The 19,008-nt window shown below is 63.0% G+C and carries 17 protein-coding genes; 6 read left to right on the top strand and 11 right to left on the bottom strand.

The features are described from left to right. Positions 1 to 144 precede the first annotated feature (144 nt). Positions 145 to 1,284, top strand: coding sequence for an acyl-CoA dehydrogenase family protein (locus tag CQ12_RS32535; RefSeq protein ID WP_057839366.1), 1,140 nt, complete (start codon positions 145 to 147; stop codon positions 1,282 to 1,284). A 223-nt stretch (positions 1,285 to 1,507) separates the two neighbouring features. Here the strand turns inward: CQ12_RS32535 and CQ12_RS32530 are convergent, their stop codons facing one another. The 6 genes from CQ12_RS32530 to CQ12_RS32510 all read right to left on the bottom strand — a co-directional run bounded on the left by CQ12_RS32530 (position 1,508) and on the right by CQ12_RS32510 (position 6,725). Then, positions 1,508 to 2,548 (bottom strand): amino acid ABC transporter substrate-binding protein, encoded by a 1,041-nt coding sequence (locus CQ12_RS32530; protein ID WP_057839365.1) that lies wholly within the window; start codon positions 2,546 to 2,548, stop codon positions 1,508 to 1,510. Positions 2,549 to 2,606: 58 nt separating this feature from the next. Beyond that, the gene (locus CQ12_RS32525) at positions 2,607 to 3,206 is read right to left on the bottom strand and encodes a L,D-transpeptidase (RefSeq protein ID WP_057839364.1); all 600 of its coding nucleotides are present in this window, start codon (positions 3,204 to 3,206) and stop codon (positions 2,607 to 2,609) included. 155 nt (positions 3,207 to 3,361) lie between these two features. Next, complete coding sequence (locus tag CQ12_RS44425; protein ID WP_157088625.1) at positions 3,362 to 3,493, bottom strand: DUF2474 domain-containing protein; 132 nt, start codon at positions 3,491 to 3,493, stop codon at positions 3,362 to 3,364. Beyond that, positions 3,490 to 4,497: a cytochrome d ubiquinol oxidase subunit II gene (gene cydB / locus CQ12_RS32520; protein WP_057839363.1), complete on the bottom strand. Its 1,008-nt coding sequence runs from the start codon at positions 4,495 to 4,497 to the stop codon at positions 3,490 to 3,492. The genes CQ12_RS44425 and cydB overlap by 4 nt, the downstream gene beginning before the upstream one ends. Further along, positions 4,494 to 5,903 (bottom strand): cytochrome ubiquinol oxidase subunit I, encoded by a 1,410-nt coding sequence (locus CQ12_RS32515; protein ID WP_057839362.1) that lies wholly within the window; start codon positions 5,901 to 5,903, stop codon positions 4,494 to 4,496. Before CQ12_RS32515 ends, cydB begins: the two co-directional genes overlap by 4 nt. Before the next feature lie 180 nt (positions 5,904 to 6,083). Continuing rightward, positions 6,084 to 6,725: a hypothetical protein gene (locus CQ12_RS32510; protein WP_157088624.1), complete on the bottom strand. Its 642-nt coding sequence runs from the start codon at positions 6,723 to 6,725 to the stop codon at positions 6,084 to 6,086. Between the two features lie 33 nt (positions 6,726 to 6,758). Here CQ12_RS32510 and CQ12_RS44420 point away from each other — a divergent pair, with 33 nt between their 5' ends. Continuing rightward, the gene (locus CQ12_RS44420; protein WP_157088623.1) at positions 6,759 to 7,025 is read left to right on the top strand and encodes a hypothetical protein; all 267 of its coding nucleotides are present in this window, start codon (positions 6,759 to 6,761) and stop codon (positions 7,023 to 7,025) included. Between the two features lie 258 nt (positions 7,026 to 7,283). Here the strand turns inward: CQ12_RS44420 and CQ12_RS32505 are convergent, their stop codons facing one another. The 5 genes from CQ12_RS32505 to CQ12_RS32485 all read right to left on the bottom strand — a co-directional run bounded on the left by CQ12_RS32505 (position 7,284) and on the right by CQ12_RS32485 (position 13,141). Continuing rightward, positions 7,284 to 7,484: a hypothetical protein gene (locus CQ12_RS32505; RefSeq protein ID WP_057839360.1), complete on the bottom strand. Its 201-nt coding sequence runs from the start codon at positions 7,482 to 7,484 to the stop codon at positions 7,284 to 7,286. A 174-nt stretch (positions 7,485 to 7,658) separates the two neighbouring features. After that, a complete protein-coding gene (locus tag CQ12_RS32500) occupies positions 7,659 to 8,270 on the bottom strand; it encodes a sigma-70 family RNA polymerase sigma factor (RefSeq protein ID WP_057839359.1) in 612 nt (203 codons plus the stop codon). Between the two features lie 403 nt (positions 8,271 to 8,673). Then, positions 8,674 to 9,414, bottom strand: coding sequence for a response regulator (locus CQ12_RS32495; RefSeq protein ID WP_057839358.1), 741 nt, complete (start codon positions 9,412 to 9,414; stop codon positions 8,674 to 8,676). Further along, the gene (locus CQ12_RS32490; RefSeq protein ID WP_057839357.1) at positions 9,411 to 11,156 is read right to left on the bottom strand and encodes an ATP-binding response regulator; all 1,746 of its coding nucleotides are present in this window, start codon (positions 11,154 to 11,156) and stop codon (positions 9,411 to 9,413) included. Before CQ12_RS32490 ends, CQ12_RS32495 begins: the two co-directional genes overlap by 4 nt. Next, positions 11,126 to 13,141: a sensor histidine kinase gene (locus CQ12_RS32485; protein WP_245310268.1), complete on the bottom strand. Its 2,016-nt coding sequence runs from the start codon at positions 13,139 to 13,141 to the stop codon at positions 11,126 to 11,128. Before CQ12_RS32485 ends, CQ12_RS32490 begins: the two co-directional genes overlap by 31 nt. A 619-nt stretch (positions 13,142 to 13,760) precedes the next feature. Between CQ12_RS32485 and ugpB the strand changes: the two genes are divergently transcribed. The 4 genes from ugpB to CQ12_RS32460 all read left to right on the top strand — a co-directional run bounded on the left by ugpB (position 13,761) and on the right by CQ12_RS32460 (position 19,005). Further along, positions 13,761 to 15,071 (top strand): sn-glycerol-3-phosphate ABC transporter substrate-binding protein UgpB, encoded by a 1,311-nt coding sequence (gene ugpB / locus CQ12_RS32475; RefSeq protein WP_283807429.1) that lies wholly within the window; start codon positions 13,761 to 13,763, stop codon positions 15,069 to 15,071. A 78-nt stretch (positions 15,072 to 15,149) separates the two neighbouring features. Next, positions 15,150 to 16,130, top strand: a complete 981-nt coding sequence (locus tag CQ12_RS32470; protein WP_245310255.1) for an aminoglycoside phosphotransferase family protein — start codon at positions 15,150 to 15,152, stop codon at positions 16,128 to 16,130. 226 nt (positions 16,131 to 16,356) lie between these two features. Continuing rightward, a complete protein-coding gene (locus tag CQ12_RS32465) occupies positions 16,357 to 17,979 on the top strand; it encodes an ABC transporter substrate-binding protein (protein ID WP_057839354.1) in 1,623 nt (540 codons plus the stop codon). A 12-nt stretch (positions 17,980 to 17,991) separates the two neighbouring features. Then, on the top strand, positions 17,992 to 19,005 hold the full coding sequence (locus tag CQ12_RS32460; protein ID WP_057839353.1) for an ABC transporter permease: 1,014 nt from the start codon (positions 17,992 to 17,994) through the stop codon (positions 19,003 to 19,005). Positions 19,006 to 19,008 lie beyond the last annotated feature (3 nt).

Genomic DNA, 19,008 nt, shown 5'->3' with positions numbered 1-19,008 from the left:
TCCCGTCGTTCCGGGGCGACGCGAAGCGTCGAACCCGGAACCTCGAGATTCTCAGATGCGCAATTGCGCATCGTAGTTCGCGTCTTTGACGCGCCCCGGAATGACGAACCCCAAAAGTTATTCGTACAGTTAGATCGGATTAAAATGCCACTCGTCCTCACCGAAGAACAATCCATGCTGCGCGACAGCGCGCGCGGCCTCATCAGCGACAAGGCGCCGGTGGCGCATCTGCGCCAGTTGCGCGACGGCAAGGATGAAACGGGTTTCTCCCGCGACCTCTGGAAGGCGTTCGCCGAGATGGGCTTTTCGGGATTGCTGGTGCCGGAAAATTTCGGCGGCAGCGGGCTCGGCTATGTCGAGGCCGGCGTGGTGATGGAGGAGATCGGCCGCACCTTGATGCCGTCGCCATTTTTGTCGACGGCGGTGCTGGCGGCGTCGGCACTGTCACGCGGCGGCAGCGAGGCGCAGAAATCGGTGCATCTGCCGAAGATTGCCGACGGCTCGCTGCTGGCCGCGCTTGCGGTCGATGAGGGCACAAAACATCGTCCGCTGCAGATAGGTTTGCAGGCGGTGCGCTCCGGCAACGGTTTCAAGCTCAGTGGCGCCAAGGCGCTGGTGGTCGACGGCCACACTGCCGACCTTCTCATCGTTGCAGCACGAACCGGCGGCGCGGCCGGCGACCGCAACGGGCTGACGCTGTTTCTGGTCGATCCCAAAGCCAAGGGCGTCGCGGTCGAACGCACGGTGATGGTCGATGCGCATAACGCCGCCAGAATCGAATTCAGCAATGTCGAGGTCAATGCCGATCAGGTGCTCGGCGAGGTCGATCAGGGCGGCGTACTGCTGGACGGCGTGCTCAACATCGGCCGCGGTGCGGTCGCTTCCGAAATGGTGGGCCTGAGCGAAGAGGTGTTCGGCCGCACCGTGACCTACCTGAAAGAGCGCAAGCAGTTCGGCAAGCTGATCGGCGAATTCCAGGCGCTGCAGCACCGCGCCGCCCAGCTCTATATCGACATCGAGATCACCCGCTCGGCGGTGCTGAAGGCGCTGCAGACGCTGGATGGCGATTTCGATCATGCGGGCGCTGCGATCGCGGTCGCCAAGGCCCGCGCCGGCACCACGGCAACGCTGGCGGTGCAGGAAGGCGTGCAGATGCACGGCGGCATGGGCATGACCGACCAGTTCGACATCGGCTTCTTCATGAAGCGTGCCCGGGTGTGCCAGGAATTGTTCGGCGACAGCAACTACCACGCCGACCAGCTGGCGCGGATGAAGAGTTATTGAGGACGATGGAGGCAACGCGGAGCAATCTTATCCTCCCCTGGAGGGGTCCGAGACGAGCGAAGCTCGCTCGTGGATCGGTTCGCATGTAATGCGAACCGAGGTGGGGTGAAGGTTTCTCCACGTCTAACAGTGCATGCGTGGATAGTCTGTCACCCCGCCCCGTCTCCCATGGCGCTACGCGCCACGCGAGCCGACCCGCCCCCTCAAGGGGCGGGTGAGAAACCTACCGTATCGGCGGCGCGTACTGGATGCCGCCGTTGCTCCACAGCGAATTCAGGCCGCGCGGGATCTTCAGTTTCGATCCTTCGCCGACATTGCGCTCGTAGACCTCGCCGTAATTGCCGACATGGCGGATGATGCGGGCGGCCCAGTCCTTGGGGAGTCCGAGGTCTTCGCCATAGGCGCCTTCGGTGCCGACCAGCCGCATCACGTCGGGCTTCTTCGACTTCAGCGCCTCATCGATGTTCTTCGAGGTGATGCCGAGCTCCTCGGCGTTGATCATCGCATACAGCGTCCACTTCACGATCATCATCCAGTCGTCGTCGCGCTGGCGCACCACGGGCGCGAGCGGCTCCTTGGAGATGACGTCGGGCAAAATGACGTGGTCGCTCGGCTGGATCAAATTGAGGCGCAGCGCGTAGAGCTGGGAGATGTCGGCGGAGAAGGTGTCGCACTTGCCACCTTCATAGGCCTTGAGCACGTCCTCCAGCTTGGGGAGCTTCACTTCCGTGTACTTCATGTTGTTGGCGCGGAAATGGTCGGCGACGTTGAGCAGGTTGGTCGTCCCCTCCTGCACGCAGACCTTGCTGTTGTTGAGGTCCAGCGCGGAATCGATGTTGCGCGAGCGCGGCAGCATGAAGCCCTGGCCGTCATAATAGGCGACCGCCGGGAAGTAGAGCGCATAGTTGCTCTCGCGCGACATGCTCCAGGTCGTGTTGCGCGAGAGGATGTCGACCTTGCGGCTCTGCAATTCCTTGAAGCGCTCGTTGGCGTCGAGCGGCATGAATTTCGCCTTCTTGGGATCGTCGAAGATCGCCGCGGCAACCGCGCGGCAGAAATCGACGTCGAAGCCGGTCCAGTCGCCCTTGTCGTCGGGGATCGAGAAGCCGGGCAGGCCCTTGTTGACGCCGCACAGCACTTCGCCGCGCTTGATCGTCCGCTTCAGCGTCTTGGTGTCGTAACGTTCATACGTGATTGCAGCGGCCGCGACTGCGATTGCGACCGCCAGCCCGATCAGGAGGCCGCCTCGAAATGTCTTCAGCATTGTTCAACTCGCCAATTTTCAGGGAGGAAATGGATCGTCTGGAGAGACAGCGGAGGAATTAAAGCTCGGGCTTCTGTCGGATGATCACCTTGGTGCCGACGGGAACGCGCTCATAGAGATCGGCGACGTCGGCGTTGACAAGCCGGAAGCAGCCGGAGGAGACGGCGGTGCCGATCGTGTCGGGCCGATTGGTGCCGTGAATGCGGTAGACGGTGGTGCCGAGATACATCGCGCGCGCGCCGAGCGGATTGCCGGGGCCGCCCGCCATGAAGCGCGGCAGATAGGGCTGGCGCGCGATCATCTCCGGCGGCGGCGTCCAGTCCGGCCACTCCGCCTTGCGCGTGATGTTCTGGAGTCCTTGCCACTGGAATCCCTCGCGGCCGACACCGATGCCATAGCGCAGCGCGCGGCCGTTGCCCTGGATCAGATAGAGATGCCGCTCGGCCGTGACGACGATGATGGTGCCCGGCGCTTCGTTGGTGCGGTAGAACACCGCCGTCTTCCTGAACTGCGGTTCGAGCTCGACGGAGTCGTCCGCGATCAGTCCAGGCTGGTCGCCGACATCGGGCTGGCGCAATTGTGCCTGGCTCTGCGAGGCCGAGAGGATCAGACCGCTGCTAGCGACCAGCATCCAGATCAGGTGCCGAAATTTTTTCATCGCAGAATTCTCCTAGCGGCGCGTTGGCCAAATCAAGAGGAACCATCAAAACTCAGGGCTAGCTTGATGGCAAGTTTAGGGCGAATGCGGCGGACATCCCACTGAAATATCTTGAATTTCCGCAAGTCGCCATATTCATGGGATCTCGGGCTGCCCTATTTCGGTGCGATCCACAGCCGCAGCACATACGAAATCAGCATCACGGTGCCGACGCCGCCAAGCCACAGGGCCACGAACCATAGCAAACGCTGCGTCAATGGGCGCTGGCCTGGCTTGATCTGGGTCAATGGTAGCCGCTCCCGGGTTTGACCTTGCCGCGGAATACCCAATAGGCCCAGGCGGTGTAGCCGAGGATCAGCGGGATCAGCCCGGCGACGCCGAACAGCATGAAGATCTGGCTGTTTGTTGGCGCGGCCGCCTGCCAGATCGTGATGCTCTGCGGAACGATGTAGGGAAACATGCTGATGCCAAGGCCGGCATAGGACAGAGCGAACAACGCCAGCGTCAGAAAGAACGGCTGGTAGTCATATTTTTTGGCGAGGCTGCGCAGCAGGAGTGCAGTGATGACGGCCACCGCGATCGGCACCTGCGCGGTCAGGAGGACGTTCGGCCACGCGAACCAGCGCTCCGTGTACTGTACGTGCAGGAACGGCGTCGCCAGGCTGACGGCTGCGATGGCGCCCAGCATCGCCAGCAGGAATACCCAGCTCAGATGGTAGGCGCGGTCGCGCAATTCGCCTTCGGTCTTCATGACGAGCCACGTTGCGCCGAGCAGCGCATAACCGATCACCAGCGCCACGCCGGTCAGAATGCTGAACGGCGTCAGCCAGTCCCACCAGCCGCCGGCGTACTGCCGTCCCTCGACATGCACGCCCTGCAGGATGGCGCCGAGCGCGATGCCTTGCGCCAGCGTCGCCAGAATCGATCCGCCGAAAAACGCGACGTCCCACTTGTTGCGTTCCTTGGTCGTGCGCCAGCGGAATTCGAAGGCGACGCCGCGGAACACGAGGCCCAGCAGCATCACGATCATCGGCGTATAGAGCGCCGGCATTAGCACGGCATAGGCGAGCGGAAACGCCGCCATCAGGCCGCCGCCGCCGAGCACCAGCCAGGTTTCGTTGCCGTCCCACACCGGGGCGACGGTGTTCATGATGACGTCGCGATCGTGTTTCTCGGGGAAGAGCGGAAACAGGATGCCGAGGCCGAGATCGAAGCCGTCCATCACGACATAGACGAACACGGCAAAGGCGATGATGAAGGCCCAGACAATGGCGAGGTCGATCGCAATCATTGGGCGGCTCCCTCGACTGCGGCGCCGGCGGCCGGGGTGATGCCGGCGGTGCGGATCGGCGCCTCGTGCGACGGTCCTTCTTCGCCCGGATGCGGCGGCGCCGCCATCAGCCGCAGCAGATAGATCATGCCGGCCGTGAACACCACGAAATAGACGATGATGAAGGCGATCAGCGAGGAGGCGACCGCGGGTGCTGCCAGCGGCGAGGCCGAGTCAACCGTGCGCAACAATCCGTAGACCGTGAACGGCTGGCGTCCGACCTCGGTGGTGATCCAGCCCGCGAGCACGGCGATGAAGCCCGCCGGCGCCATCGCGACCGCGAACATGTGCAGCAGTCGGCTATCGTACAGCGTGCCGCGCAGCCGCATCAGCAGGCTGAACATGCCGAGCGCCAGCATCAGCAGTCCCATGCCGACCATGATCCGGAACGACCAGAACGTGATCGCTACCGGCGGCCAGTTCTCGCGCGGCACGGTGTCGAGCCCGGCCATCGGCGCATCCGGCGAATGCTTGAGAATCACCGAGCCCAGTTTCGGCACCTCGATCGCATAATCGACGCGGCCGGCGGCCTGGTTGGGCAGGCCGAACAGGATCAGCGGCGCACCATGCTTGTGACTCTCGAAATGGCCTTCCATCGCCATGATCTTCACCGGCTGATGCTCCAGCGTGTTGAGGCCGTGCTGGTCGCCGGCGAAAATCTGGATCGGCGCCACCAGGGTGGCCATCCACATCGCCATCGAAAACATCACCCGCGGGCCGGCGAGGTGGCGGTCGCGCAGCAGGTGCCAGGCGCCGACTGCGCCGACCACCAGCGCGGTGGTCAGATATGCCGCCAGCACCATGTGCACGAGGCGGTAGGGGAACGACGGATTGAAGATCACCTTGAGCCAGTCGGCCGCGATGAACTGTCCGTCGGCATTGACGGTGTGGCCGGTCGGCGTCTGCATCCAGGAATTGGCGGAGAGAATCCAGAACGCCGAAATCAGCGTGCCGATCGCCACCATCAGCGTCGCCAGAAAATGCAGTCGTGGACCGACGCGTTTCAGCCCGAACAGCATCACGCCGAGGAAGCCCGCTTCGAGGAAGAACGCGGTCAGCACCTCATAGGCCATCAGCGGCCCGATCACCGGGCCGACCTTGTCGGAGAAGGTCGACCAGTTGGTGCCGAACTGGTAGGACATCACGATGCCCGACACCACGCCCATGGCGAAGGCGACGGCAAAGATCTTCAGCCAGTACTGGAACAGGTTGATGTAGACCTCGCGCCCGGTCGCAAGCCACAGCGCTTCGAGCACGGCGAGATAACTGGCAAGCCCGATCGAGAAGGCGGGAAAGATGATGTGGAACGACATCGTGAAAGCAAACTGCGCCCGGGCCAATACGACCGCATCCCAGCCTTCGAACATCGGCACCACCTGTCGCAGTTTCGCACGGAGCGATCTTCTTCGAAAAAGGAACTGCAGTTTTTCGAAATTGCGTCCGAACCACGCGTGTACCCTATCACGCCCGATGCGACGATGACACTATACCGGCGTGTATGCCTGCATGCCGCGCGGAACAGGGCTGCAAGCCTGTCCGCTCGCCGATCAGTTCAATTCCAGTCGCCGGATGATCTCGGCGCGCACGGCGCGGGTCTGATCCTTGCCGACCAGCACCGGACTGCGGATCTTCTTGCCGGTGCGGAGCCGGATCGCGATGATGTAGTGGCTGCCCCGCCGGCCGCCGCTTTCGATGTCGATGCGCGCGACTTCGTCACCCCTGACCGTATCCGTGTCTGTCGTGCCCTTCAAAGACAGCCGTTCAAACCTGAGGACGCCGTCGCGGACAATCCAGAATGCACTGGTCCGATAGAGATATCTGATCAGCACGAAGGCCAGGATCGCGCCGAGCGACCAGACGGCGATTCCAAGCGCGGACAATTTGCCGCTCCAGAGCGCATAGATGAATGGAAGGCTCAGCGAGCAGGCAAGCAGCACGATGAGAGCCCGGTATGCCCGGAGGCGTTTCGGACCGATCGGCCTGCCCAACCGTATCGCGGCATTGGCGGCGTCGAACGGATTTTCTGCCAGTTCGGGAGCGGGCAACTGAAGCAGCCGTGCAATCTGCGCGGTGGTTTTCCGTACCTGGGTGATATCGGGCAGCGGGGGTGAGGTGAGCGTATCTTCCGATTGGGTTTCGATGACGAGCGTGAACTCCACGGATTTGCCGAGGCTCTTTCGCAGGCGCATTCTCGATATTTCATCGTCCCTGATCAATCTTCGGTGCAGCTTCCCGAACGGACGTTGTTCGCCGATCAGGATTTCGCCTGGCGTGATGATCCATACGACGTTGCGATCAAACAGCGCGGCAGCCAGCAGAAGACACCCGAACAGCAACGCAAAGAGGGCGGCGATGCCGAGCCATTGGTCGTTTGCAAGGTGAGCGAGGCCGGGCAGGGCGATCAAACACAAAATTACGGCAATGCCTGCCAGAACGAGCCGCTCGTTGAGCGTCGTGCCCTTGCGCAGTCTGACTTCATTCTCGTTTGACACAGCGTCCATCGCCGGCGGCAAGCATCATAACCGGCGTGGTCACGTCAAGCGGCAAAGCGCGCGGATCAAGCAAGATTGCGCCAGCCAATCACGATCGAAATTCGCGGTCAGGTTGCGTCTTTTTCGTGTCGCGAACGCGAATTCTTGAGTCCCAAATACAGAGCGACCCGGCTGGGGGGCATCCCGGCCGGGTCGTTGGAGGTCACTTGGGAGGTCCAGAGCTTGGGGGTCTCGGACTTGGAAGGTGACGGAAGTTCAGCGAGGGGTCTCGCTGTCGTAGGAGATCACACAGATCTCCTTGGGACTCCTGGTGCCGCAATCGACCACCTGCTCCCGCACGAACGTCGAACCGCTGTCGCGCTGGGCGCGGGGCGTGACGTTCTGAGCCGAAAGCGTGGCGAGCGTTGCGACGGCACCGAGCGGGACGATGAAAAAGCGGAAGGACGGCTTCAGCATGTTCGCTCTCCTGTTCGGCGTTGGCGTTGCGTTGGTGTCAGGTATAGGGGGTGAGTTTTTCCGGGTAATGTCGTGATTTGTTTCATTTGTTTCGTCGGAGGTAATCTTTGTCCGTCGAAACCGACCCGTTTTCTCGTCCCCGGCGGCAACCTAAGCTGTTGAAATAACGTTGGTTTACGCCGCGAGGCTGCCGACGCCGGCGCCCTTAAGCAACTCGGCCAATTGTTTGCGGGCATAGAACATCCGGGTCTTCACCGTGCTCTGGGGAATGCCGATGATCGCGCCGGCCTCTTCCACCGACTTCTCGTGGTAATAGACCAAATTGATGATCTCGCGATGCGCCGGCGACAGCTTGGCAACGCAGGCGCGCAGGATCGCGCTGGTGTTGCTGCGGTCGAGCGAAGCTTCCGGCGTGTCGGCCTCGTCGGCGATCTCGAGCACGTCTTCCTGCTCGATGTCCTCATGCTTGCGCTGGCGCAGCGCGGTCAGCGCCTTGAAGCGGGCGATCGACAGCAGCCACGTCGAAACCTGCGAGCGGCCCTCGAACTGGGCGGCGGTCCGCCACACGTCGAGGAACACCTGGCTGACCAGGTCTTCCGCCATCGTGGTGTCGCGCACCATGCGCAGCACGAAGCGGTAAACCCGGACGTTATGGCGGGAGTAAAGCACATGCATCGACGTACGGTCGCCCTTGGCAATACTCTGCAGCAGCATCTCGTCGGATGTCGCGCGGGCGGCGGCAATCGACTTCTTGGCTGCGGCGTTGATGGCGATAACGTTCGACATGACAGGCTCCCAATTCCGACGCCGGGCGGCGTTTCGTTAGGAGAATTGTTAATTAGGCTCGGTTTCGGGATGTCTGCACCACAAGGGAAAAATGGTTTCGTGCAGCGGAGAATTGTTTCGTCGTGGGGCCTGCGACGAAACATTCGGGCCAAAAACGCCAGTAATTTCAATATGCGGAAAATTGGAAGATTTCAGATGCGGATTTGTTCCGGGCGGGCGCCATCCTCCCCTGGAGGGGGAGGATCGGTTCGCATGGAATGCGAACCGAGGTGGGGTGGCGGTCTCTCCACGTCTGACAGTGCCCGTGTTGAGAGACTGTCACCCCACCCCGTCTCGCATCGCGCTTCGCGCCATGCGAGACGACCCGCCCCCTCAAGGGGCGGGTGAAGGAAGCATGAAGCCGCTAACCCTTCTCGCCGGTCGGCGAGAACAGATAGCCGCCGCCACGAATCGTGCGGATCACGGCGGGCTTGGTCGGATCGATCTCGATCTTGCGGCGGATGCGCATGATGCGCAGGTCGACGGCCCGATCGAACGCTTCGGCGTCGCGCGCATTGGCCAACTCCAAAAGCCGCTCGCGCGACAACACGCGCTTCGGATTCGCCGCGAACACCTTCAGCAGTCCGAATTCGGAGGCCGTCAGCGGATGCTCGTTGCCTTCGTCGTCGCGCAGCGCCTGGGCTTCGAGGTCGAGCCATTTGGTGCCGAACCGCACCAATTGCTCTTTCTCCGCCTTCGCCGGAGCAGCCTCGGCGGCGGCGGCCGTCTTGGCCGGCGTGCTGCGGCGAAGCACCGAGCGGATGCGTGCCATCAGCTCGCGCAGCTCGCAGGGCTTTGCGATGTAGTCATCGGCGCCGAGCTCGAGACCGACGACGCGGTCGATCGGGCTCGCGGTCGCCGTCAGCATGATGACGGGAACGTTGATCTTGCTCTTGAGGTCGCGAATGATCGAAAGCCCGTCTTCCTCGGGCATGTTGAGGTCGAGCACGACGAGATCGGGTGTGTTGGTCTCGATCTCCTTGCGCAGGCTCTTGCCGCCGTCGCACAGCGTGACGCCGAAACCGTGCATCTTGAGGTAATCGCCGACCATCTCGCGGGCCGGTGCCTCGTCGTCGACGATGAAGATGTGCGGGCTCTGGGTCATGTCGTCTCTGTCGCGGGTAGTCTAACCGTAAACGTCGATCCCTGTCCGGGACCGGCGCTTTCCGCGGTCACATGGCCGCCATGCATGTCGATGATACGTTTGACGATCGATAGTCCAAGGCCGGTCGAACTTTCCCCGGCCGTCGGCTTGGCCGATAGACGCTGAAAACGCCCGAACAGCCGGCCGAGATCCTCCGGCGAAAGGCCGGCGCCCTGGTCGGCGATCCGGATCACCGTGTCGCCGCTCTCATGGGTGACGGTCACCAAGATCCTGCCGCCGATCGGCGAGTATTTGATGGCGTTGCTGACCAGGTTGTCGATCGCCTCGCGGATCCGGTCGGTGTCGCACATGGTCACGACATTCGGCGGCGCCGACACCGTGATGGCCTGCTGCTTGTTGACCGCCGAAGGCAGGTTGGAATCGGTAACCTCGGTCACGAGCGCCGCAATATCGACCGGCTCGCGGCGGATGGTGATGTCGAAGGCATCAGCCATCGCATCCGAGATCAGATGATCGACCATCGAGGTCAGGCGCTTGGTGGCGTCCCTGATGTGCTCGACCTGCGCGTTGACGTTCTCCTTGGGCGAGCCGGCGCCGATCAGCTCGGTCAGCATCTCGGTGCGGCCGAGGATCACGCCGAGCGGGTTCTTCAAATCATGCGCGACGGTGCCGAGAATTTCATTCTTGAAGCCGTTGGCACGTTGCAGCCGCAGCCACTGCGCCGACAGCCTGCGGTTGGCCTGCATCAGCGCGCGGGTGCGCTGGGCGACGCGGTCCTCGAGCTGGGTATTGGCCTCGTGCAGTTGCCGGTAGAGGATCACGTTGTCGAACGCGATCGACAGCCGGCTGGAGAAAATCTCGACCAGCGCACGGTCGGTGTCGGAAAGCTGGCGCTCGGCCTGCAGCAGCACCACCACCTCGCGGCCGCTTCCGGTGCGCAGATAAAGCACGCTGCGGTGGTCGGCGAATTCGTTCTTGCGGCGCTGGAAGGCGGCTTCCACCATCGCCCGCAAGTCCGGATCGAGCGCTTTCGAGCTGGTGGTGCCGATGAAGCGGCTGTAGCAACCCGAGCCCGCCAGCACCGAGAATTCGCTGCTCGCGACGCCGTCGTCGCGCAGCACCAGGATGCCAGCGCAGTCGACATTGAGCAGCGAGGCGAGCTGGGTCAGCACGCCTTCCGCCAGCCGCTGCATCGATTTGAAGTCGTAGAGCGTCGAGGCGGCGTCGATGATGATTTCAAGCCCGCGCCGGGTCTGCACCATGCGCTCGAGCTGCTGGTAGCTGCGCAGCGCCGCGGTCAGCGAGGTGAACAGCTTGTCGGCCGTCAGCTCGGTCTTGGCCTTGTAGTCGTTGATATCGTACTGGACGATGACGCGGCGCTCGGGCGCCTGTCCGGGCTGGCCGGTGCGCAGGATGATGCGGACGGTCTCGTTCTTGATCTCGTTGCGGATGTATTCCACGAGCTCCAACCCCGCGACGTCGGTCTCCATGATGACATCGAGCAGCACGGCCGCGACATCGGGATTGTCGCGCATCAAGGTGCGGCCTTCGGCCGCGGAATAGGCCGAGAGGATCTCCAGCGTCGCGCCGTTGAGGCTGTAGTCGCTCAGCGCAAAGCGGGTGCCCTCATGCACGGCGGCATCGTCGTCGATGACGGCGATCTTCCATTTGCGGGCGGACGAGTCCTCCGGAGCGGCCCCGGTATCGTCGATCAGGTGGAGGACATCGTCCTGTTCGGCCATTGCGAAGTTCCGTCGGCTGCTGTCTGGTCTGTACTTGTCGATCCGCCCTTGGCGGTTTTCGGCATGATAATGCGGAATGTGGTGCCTTGTCCCAGCCTTGACTCCAGCATCATCCGGCCGCCGAGCTGTTGAGTGACAAGATTATAGACGATATGCAAGCCCAGTCCGGTGCCGCCTTCGTTGCGGCGCGTCGTAAAGAAGGGGTCGAATGCCTGCCTTTGCACGTCCGGCGTCATTCCAGCCCCGTTGTCGGCAAAGATGATCTCGACATCGTCGCTGCCGCGCGCCCGCGCCGAGATCGAGATTGCGCCGGAGCGGCCGCCTGCAAAGGCATGGTTGGCGGCGTTAAGGAAAAGATTGGTTAAAATCTGGCCGTAGGAGCCGGGATAGCCGTCGATCACGAGGCCTTCCGGCACGTCGACCGACAGCGTGATCGCCGCCTTCTTCAATACCGGCCGCAGGCTCGCGACGATCTGGTCGGTGGCTTCGCTGAGATTGAACTGCCGACGCTCGGCATGTGAGCGGTCCACCGCCACCTGCTTGAATGACTGAATCAGCTCGGCAGCGCGGTGCAGGTTCGCGACCAGTTGCTGGGCTGCATCGCGCGAACTCTTGATGAAATCGTCGAGCTTGGAGCGCCGGAGCGGCCCGCTGCGCAATTCAGCCTCGAACATGTCAGCCCGCCGCGCAAAGCTCGACGCCACCGTCAGGCTGATGCCGATCGGGTTGTTCACCTCATGGGCGACGCCGGCGACCAGCCCGCCGAGCGCGGCCAGCCGTTCGGCGTCGATCAGGTTCTGCTGCGCGGTGTTGAGCTCGAGCAGCGCGCTCTCGGCTCGCTCCTTCGAGGCGCGCAGCTCGTCCTCGGTCTCGCGCTTGGCGATGGCGTTTTCGCGGAAGACGTCCACAGCGCGGGCCATCGCGCCGACTTCGTCTCGCGCGGTGGTGCCCTGCACGCGGCGATCGTAATTGCCCGACGTGATGGCATGCATCGCGGCCAGGATCTGCTGCAGCGGCAAACGAATCGAGAGCGCGATCAGCACCCCGGCGGAGAGGATGATGCCGAGGAACATCACGGCGATCGACAGCACCCGGCGCGAGATGCCGGACAGCGTCTTGTCGAAGGTCTCCTGCGCCTTCTGCTCGCGCTGGCGCATCTTGACCGACAATTCGTCGATGACGGCGATGGCGTCGGCCTGGCTGGCGTCGATGGTATTGCGCAGCAGCTCGGTCCTGACAGTGAGTTGCTCGGTCAGCTTGGCCATGCCCTGGCGCAATGCCACCGTCCGGGCCTGCAGCCGCGACAACGCCATGCGCTGCAGATCATTGTCGGCGAGGTCGATCATCACGGGGATGGTCTTCTCGATCGTCTCGGTATGCCTGCGGGCGTCTTCGGCGGAGGCCGAGCCCGGCGACAAATAGTAGGCGTTGGCGGCGACCAATAGCGCCGTAAACGCTTCACGCGATCTTCCGAGCGACGGCCAGATCTGCGCGTCGCGATGCCCGGTCGCACCCTCGATGACCGAATAGAGCCCGGCCATTTCCCTGGCCGGCCCCAGCACCTGCTGCTCATAGGTCTTGGTGATGGTGGCCTGCACCGCGCGCAATTCGCCGAAGCCGTTGAGGAAGCGGTCGGTGACCTGTTCGAGCCGCTCGACCGATCCCGAAAGAATCCGGTCGTTCGATGCGCGCGTGGTGAGCGTGCCGAGCACGGCCTCGCGCAGCAGCAGGATCTCGGCGAACAGCTCGGGGCTCGGCTGGTTGATGTAGCGATGGATCAGATTCTGCAGCCGGCTGGTTTCACTCTCCAGATGCGCCAGGATCTTGTCGGACTCCCGCACCTGCCGGACATCGTCCCAGGCCGAACCCAGCACGTTGGCGCCGTTCCAGATCAGGACCGCGAGCACCACGACGACGGCCGAGTTCAAGGCTGCAATCGAGAGAATGCGCCAGCGGATCGGGACTGCGCGCAGCCACTGGACCACGTGAAACCGGCCGCGCGCGGCGAAGCTCGCCGGCCGTTCCGATGTTCGTGGCTGTTGCGGTGCGTCGGTCAAATTCGCTCCGTCTTGCGAAGGGGCCCGACCAATAGCGGCACCATCGTCCCGATCAATGCAACGTTGGTACGGTAGAGATTGGGTGCGCCGGTGCGGGTCCGTTCGAGGGGGGCGCTTTCTGCGCCTGACAGACGGGACGGGAACCCGTCGGTGCGATGTAACTCGCCCCGGAGATCGGCGGTGCCAGACTCGCGCGCAAGCGCGCCCGTTGAGACCGCCGTAAGCAACAGCGCGACAACAAGCACGAAGACCCGCGAAAGGTTGGCGCGGCGGCGGTACACAGGCGACAAATCCCCTTAGAGAAGGAGTCTGCAGCGGCGAAAAAAGGTTCAACGCAATTTTAGCAGAATTTGCCGATGCTTGGCTATTGGTGACGCGGCCGGCGCGGGGTAGCCTGGGGTTATCCTGAGAAATTCGTTACAATCTTGAATTGTGCGTTGCGGCGTTGTCGGCGGATTGAAACCGCGATTGCAGGGATTTATGAGGGGGCAGGGAACAGGCACGTCGCTGACGCGGCGGAGCGAGGTAATCACCGGTGAAACTGGCCTTGAGATTCTTGCAATTCGCGGCGCTCGCCGTCATGGCGCTGGCGTCTCCGGCCCGGGCGGCCACCGAGATCATGTGGTGGCACGCGATGTCGGGGGAGCTCGGCAAGCATGTCGAAAAGCTGGCAGCCGATTTCAATGCGTCGCAGTCCGACTACCGGATCGTGCCGACCTACAAGGGCAACTACACCGAGACGGTGACGGCGGCGATCTTCGCCTTCCGCTCACGCAGCCAGCCCGCCATCGTTCAGGTCAACGAGATCGCCACCGCCACCATGATGGCGGCCAAGGGCGCGATCTATCCGGTGTTCGAACTGATGCGCGACCAGTCGGAGCCGTTCGCGCCGGAAGCGTATCTGCCTGTCGTGACCGGTTATTATTCTGATGTCGCGGGCAACATGCTCTCGTTTCCGTTCAATGTCTCGACGCCGATCCTTTACTACAACAAGGATCAGTTCCGCGCCGCGGGCCTCGATCCGGGGGTGGCGCCGAAGACATGGGCCGAGGTCGGCGCGGCGGCGAAGCGCCTGCGCGCGGCGGGCTCGGCTTGCGGGCTCACCACGTCCTGGCCCTCCTGGGTCCATGTCGAGAATTTTTCCGCCTTCCACAATCTGCCGCTGGCCAGCAAGGGCAATGGCTTTGGCGGTCTCGACGCCGAATTGACCTTCAACAATCCGAACGTGGTGCGGCACATCGCGCAACTGGCGGAATGGCAGGCGACGAAAGCTTTCGAGTATAGCGGCCGCGGGCAATCGGCCGAGCCGCGCTTCCAGAAGGGCGAATGCGCCATCTTCATCGGCTCGTCCGGAACGCGCGCGGACATCAAGGCCAATTCCAGGTTCGAGGTCGGCTACGGCATGATTCCGCACCGGCCTGAAATCGCCGGCGCCCCGCAAAACTCCATCATCGGCGGCGCCACGCTATGGGTGCTGCGCGACCGGCCGCGCGCCGAATATGCCGGCGTCGCGCGGTTCTTCGCCTATCTCTCGAAGCCCGAGGTGCAGGCCGCCTGGCACCAGCACACCGGCTATCTGCCGATCACCCGCGCCGCCTTCGACCTTACGCGCGCACAGGGCTTCTACGATCGCAATCCCGGTGCGGCGATCGGGATCGAGCAGATGACCCTGAAGTCGCCGACCGAGAACTCGAAAGGAATCCGGCTCGGTTCCTTTGTGCTGATCCGCAGCGTGATCGACGAAGAACTCGAGCAGGTTTTCAACGGCAAGCAGTCCGCGCAGGCGGCCCTCGATCTCGCCGTCGAGCGCGGCAACCGCCTGCTGCGCCAGTTCGAGCGTGCAAATCCGGTGCAGTGAACTCCCCGTCATTGCGAGCGCAGCGAAGCAATCCATCTATCCCCGCGTTGAGGCATGGATTGCTTCGCTCCGCTCGCAATGACGACTGATACGTTCAGCATCACCATGACCGCATCCCTGCCGGCATTCACCGACTACGAATCCTTCAGCCCCTGGCGCGCCGATGCGGCGCAATGGCTGCCGATCGCGCACGATATCGCCCGCGGTCACGGCCTCGCGTGCACCGCGCCGCACGTATTCGCCACCGGCACCAATCTCGTCCTTGCCCTCGACGAAAACCTCATCCTGAAGATCTTCCCGCCGCTTCTTCGCGACCAGTTCGTCTCGGAACGTGGCGCGCTGGCGCAGCTTCAGGGGCGAATTCGGTTGGCGATCCCCGAAATCGTCGTCGAAGGGGAGCGCGACGGATGGCCATACCTTGTCTTCACGCGGCTGTCAGGCGAGCTGGGCGCGGATGTCTGGCCGTCACTGCCGGAAGCGGACAAGGAGCGCGTGCTGGCCGAGATCGGCGAGACCATCGCCGAGGTACAGCGCGCCCCTGTCGGGCCGCTGGGGCAGATCGAGCCTGGCTGGAACGTCTTCATGCGCCGGCAGATCGACGGATGTCGCGCCCGGCACGCGCGGCTCGGATTGCCGCAAAAATTTCTGGATGGCTTCGACGACCTTCTGCGCGATGCGGTCGCGTTGACGGCGCTGGACGGGTCGCCGGTGATCCTGACCGGCGAATACATCCCGGAGAATTTTCTGCTGAGCCGCGGCACTGCAGGTTGGCACCTCGCAGGATTGTTCGATTTCGGCGACGTGATGACGGGGAGGGGTGAGTACGACCTGCTGGGTCCAAGCGCCTTCATGACCGCAGGCATGCCGCGGCGGGTGCGGAGCCTGTTCGAGGGCTTCGGATATTCGGCTGCGGATGTCACGCCCGACCTGAAGCGGCGGCTGATGGCGCTGATGCTGCTGCACCGCGCCAGCGATCCGCTCAGGCACTTCTGCATCGAGGGCTGGCAACAGAAGGCCACCGATCTCCATGAATTGCAGGACCTGCTCTGGCCGATCTGAGGCCGCACAGCAATAGAGCGCTCAAATTTTCTGCATATTTTGTGGGCAAATCTACCGCTTTGTATGCAATTCGACAGGATGTCGCATCCCGGCATGGCGTCCATTTGGTTCTGAATTCCAAGCCATATCAATCGGTTAGGGTAGGAGAAAGCTTTCCTTAAGGGTTGGCACAAACCTTGCGATTCCAGCTTCAGGCCGTTTCCCCTCAGGCGTTGGAGCATCACCCATGAAGCGTCGCGATTTCCTCAAATCCGTGTCGGGGCTGGCGGCGGCCAGCGCGCTCACGCCGGCGCCGGCGATCTGGTCTTCCGCCAAGGCGCAGGCGCGGTCGGAAACGCTGCTGATCGTCTCGGAGAGCGGCCCCAACAATCTCGACATTCACGGCGTCGGCACCAACGTGCCCGGCTATGAGGTGTCGTGGAATTGCTACGACCGCCTGATCAGCCACGAGATGAAGAGCGGTCCCGGCGGCGTGCCGTATTACGACCGCGACAAGTTCAAGCCCGAGCTCGCCGAGGACATGAAGGTCGGCGACATGTCGGTGACCTTCAAGCTGAAGAAGAACGCCAAATTCCATGACGGCGCGCCGGTTACGGCCAAGGATGTCAAATGGTCGCTCGATCGCGCCGTCAGCGTCGGCGGCTTCCCGACGTTCCAGATGGGCGCGGGCTCGCTGACCAAGACCGAGCAGTTCGTCATCGTCGACGACAACACGGTGCGGATCGATTTCGCCAAGAAGGACCGCCTGACCCTCCCCGATCTTGCTGTCATCGTGCCCTGCGTCGTCAATTCCGAGCTGGTGAAGAAGAACGCCAGCGAGAAGGATCCGTGGGGCCTCGAATACACCAAGCAGCAGACCGCGGGCTCCGGCGCCTACAAGGTGACGAAATGGACGGCGGGCACCGAAGTCGTCATGGAGCGCAACGACGAGTGGGCCGGCGGTCCTTTGCCGAAGGTCAAGCGCGTGATCTGGCGCATGGTGCCGCAGGCGGGTAACCGCCGCGCGCTCCTGGAGCGCGGCGATGCCGACATCTCCTATGATCTGCCGAACAAGGATTTCGTCGAGCTGAAGGACAGCGGCAAGCTCAATATCGTCTCGGTGCCGTACTCCAACGGCGTCCAGTATATCGGCATGAACGTCAAGATCGCGCCGTTTGACAACCCCAAAGTACGCGAGGCCGTCGCCTGCGCGATCCCCTACCAGAAGATCATGGATGCGGTGCTGTTCGGCCTCGCCAAGCCGATGTTCGGCGCAGCCGCCGACAAGGCGACCGAGGTGGCGTGGCCGCAGCCGACCAAATACGTCACCGATATCGCCAAGGCCAAGGCATTGCTGGCCGAGGCCGGCCATCCCAACGGTTTCGAGACCACGCTGTCGTTCGACCTCGGCTTTGCCGGCGTCAACGAGCCGCTCTGCGTGCTGGTGCAGGAGTCTCTGGCGCAGATCGGCATCAAGACCACCATCAACAAGATCCCGGGCGCCAACTGGCGCACCGAGCTGAACAAGAAGGTGCTGCCGCTCTATACCAACGTGTTCTCCGGCTGGCTCGACTATCCCGAATACTTCTTCATCTGGTGCTACGACGGCAAGAACTCGATCTTCAACACCATGAGCTACCAGTCAAAGGCGATGGACGAGTACATCGCCGGCGCTGTCGACGCAGCCGCGATCGGCAATACCGCGAAGTACGATACCGACGTGAAGGGTTTCGTCGACCTCGCCTTCAAGGACATCCCGCGCATCCCGCTGTATCAGCCCTACGTCAACGTCGCGATGCAGAAGAACGTCTCCGGCTATCAGTACTGGTTCCACCGCCGTCTGGATTACCGCGCGCTCGTGAAAGCATAAGAGGCGAGCGCCATGCTGACCATGATCGGCAAGCGGCTGATGTTTGCGATCCCGTCGCTGATCGGGGTCGTGATCGTCACCTTCCTCCTGACCCGCGCGCTCCCCGGGGATCCCGCCGCCTATTTCGCCGGACCCGCGGCGAGCAAGGAAGCGATCGAGCAGATCCGCAAGAAACTCGGCTTCGACAAGCCGCTGATCGAGCAGTTCTTCCGCTACACCAATGATCTCGCGCATGGCGATTTCGGGACGTCGCTGACCACGGGACAGCCGGTCGCAACTGAAATCCGCAACCGCCTGCCGGCCTCCGCCGAACTGACGCTGCTCGGCCTCATCGTCTCGGTCACGATCGCGATCCCGCTCGGCGTGCTGGCTGCGACCCGCCCCGGCTCCTGGATCGACCATCTCTGCCGCGTCACCACGACGGCGGGCGTGTCGCTGCCGGTGTTCTTTACGGGGCTGGTGCTGGTCTATCTCTTCTATTTCAGGCTCGGCTGGTCACCGGCGCCGCTCGGCCGGCTCGACGTGTTCTACAGCGCGCCGACGCATGTGACGGGCTTCTATCTGATCGACACCTTGATTGCGCGCGACCTCGAAGCGTTTCGTTCCGCACTGAGCCAGTTGATCCTGCCGGCGGCGACGCTGGCGATCTTCTCGCTGGCGCCGATCGCGCGCATGACGCGCGCCTCGATGCTGGCGGTGCTGGCCTCCGATTTCGTCCGCACCGCGCGCGCCAGCGGGCTTTCGCCCTCGACCGTGATCGTCACCTATGCGTTTCGCAACGCGATGCTGCCGGTCATCACCACGCTCAGCATGGTGTTCTCGTTTCTGCTCGGCGCCAATGTGCTGGTCGAGAAGGTGTTTGCCTGGCCCGGCATCGGTTCCTACGCGGTGGAAGCCTTGATCTCGTCGGACTTCGCGCCGGTGCAGGGTTTCGTGCTGACCATGGCTGTCATGTACGTGCTGCTCAATCTCTTCATCGACATTCTCTACGGCGTGATCGATCCGCGCGTGCGGCTGGAAGGGTGAGGT

Source organism: Bradyrhizobium jicamae (assembly GCF_001440395.1).
Taxonomy (GTDB): Bacteria; Pseudomonadota; Alphaproteobacteria; order Rhizobiales; family Xanthobacteraceae; genus Bradyrhizobium; species Bradyrhizobium jicamae.
The sequence above is the reverse complement of the archived record's forward strand: the minus strand, read 5'-3'. Positions and strand labels throughout refer to the sequence as shown.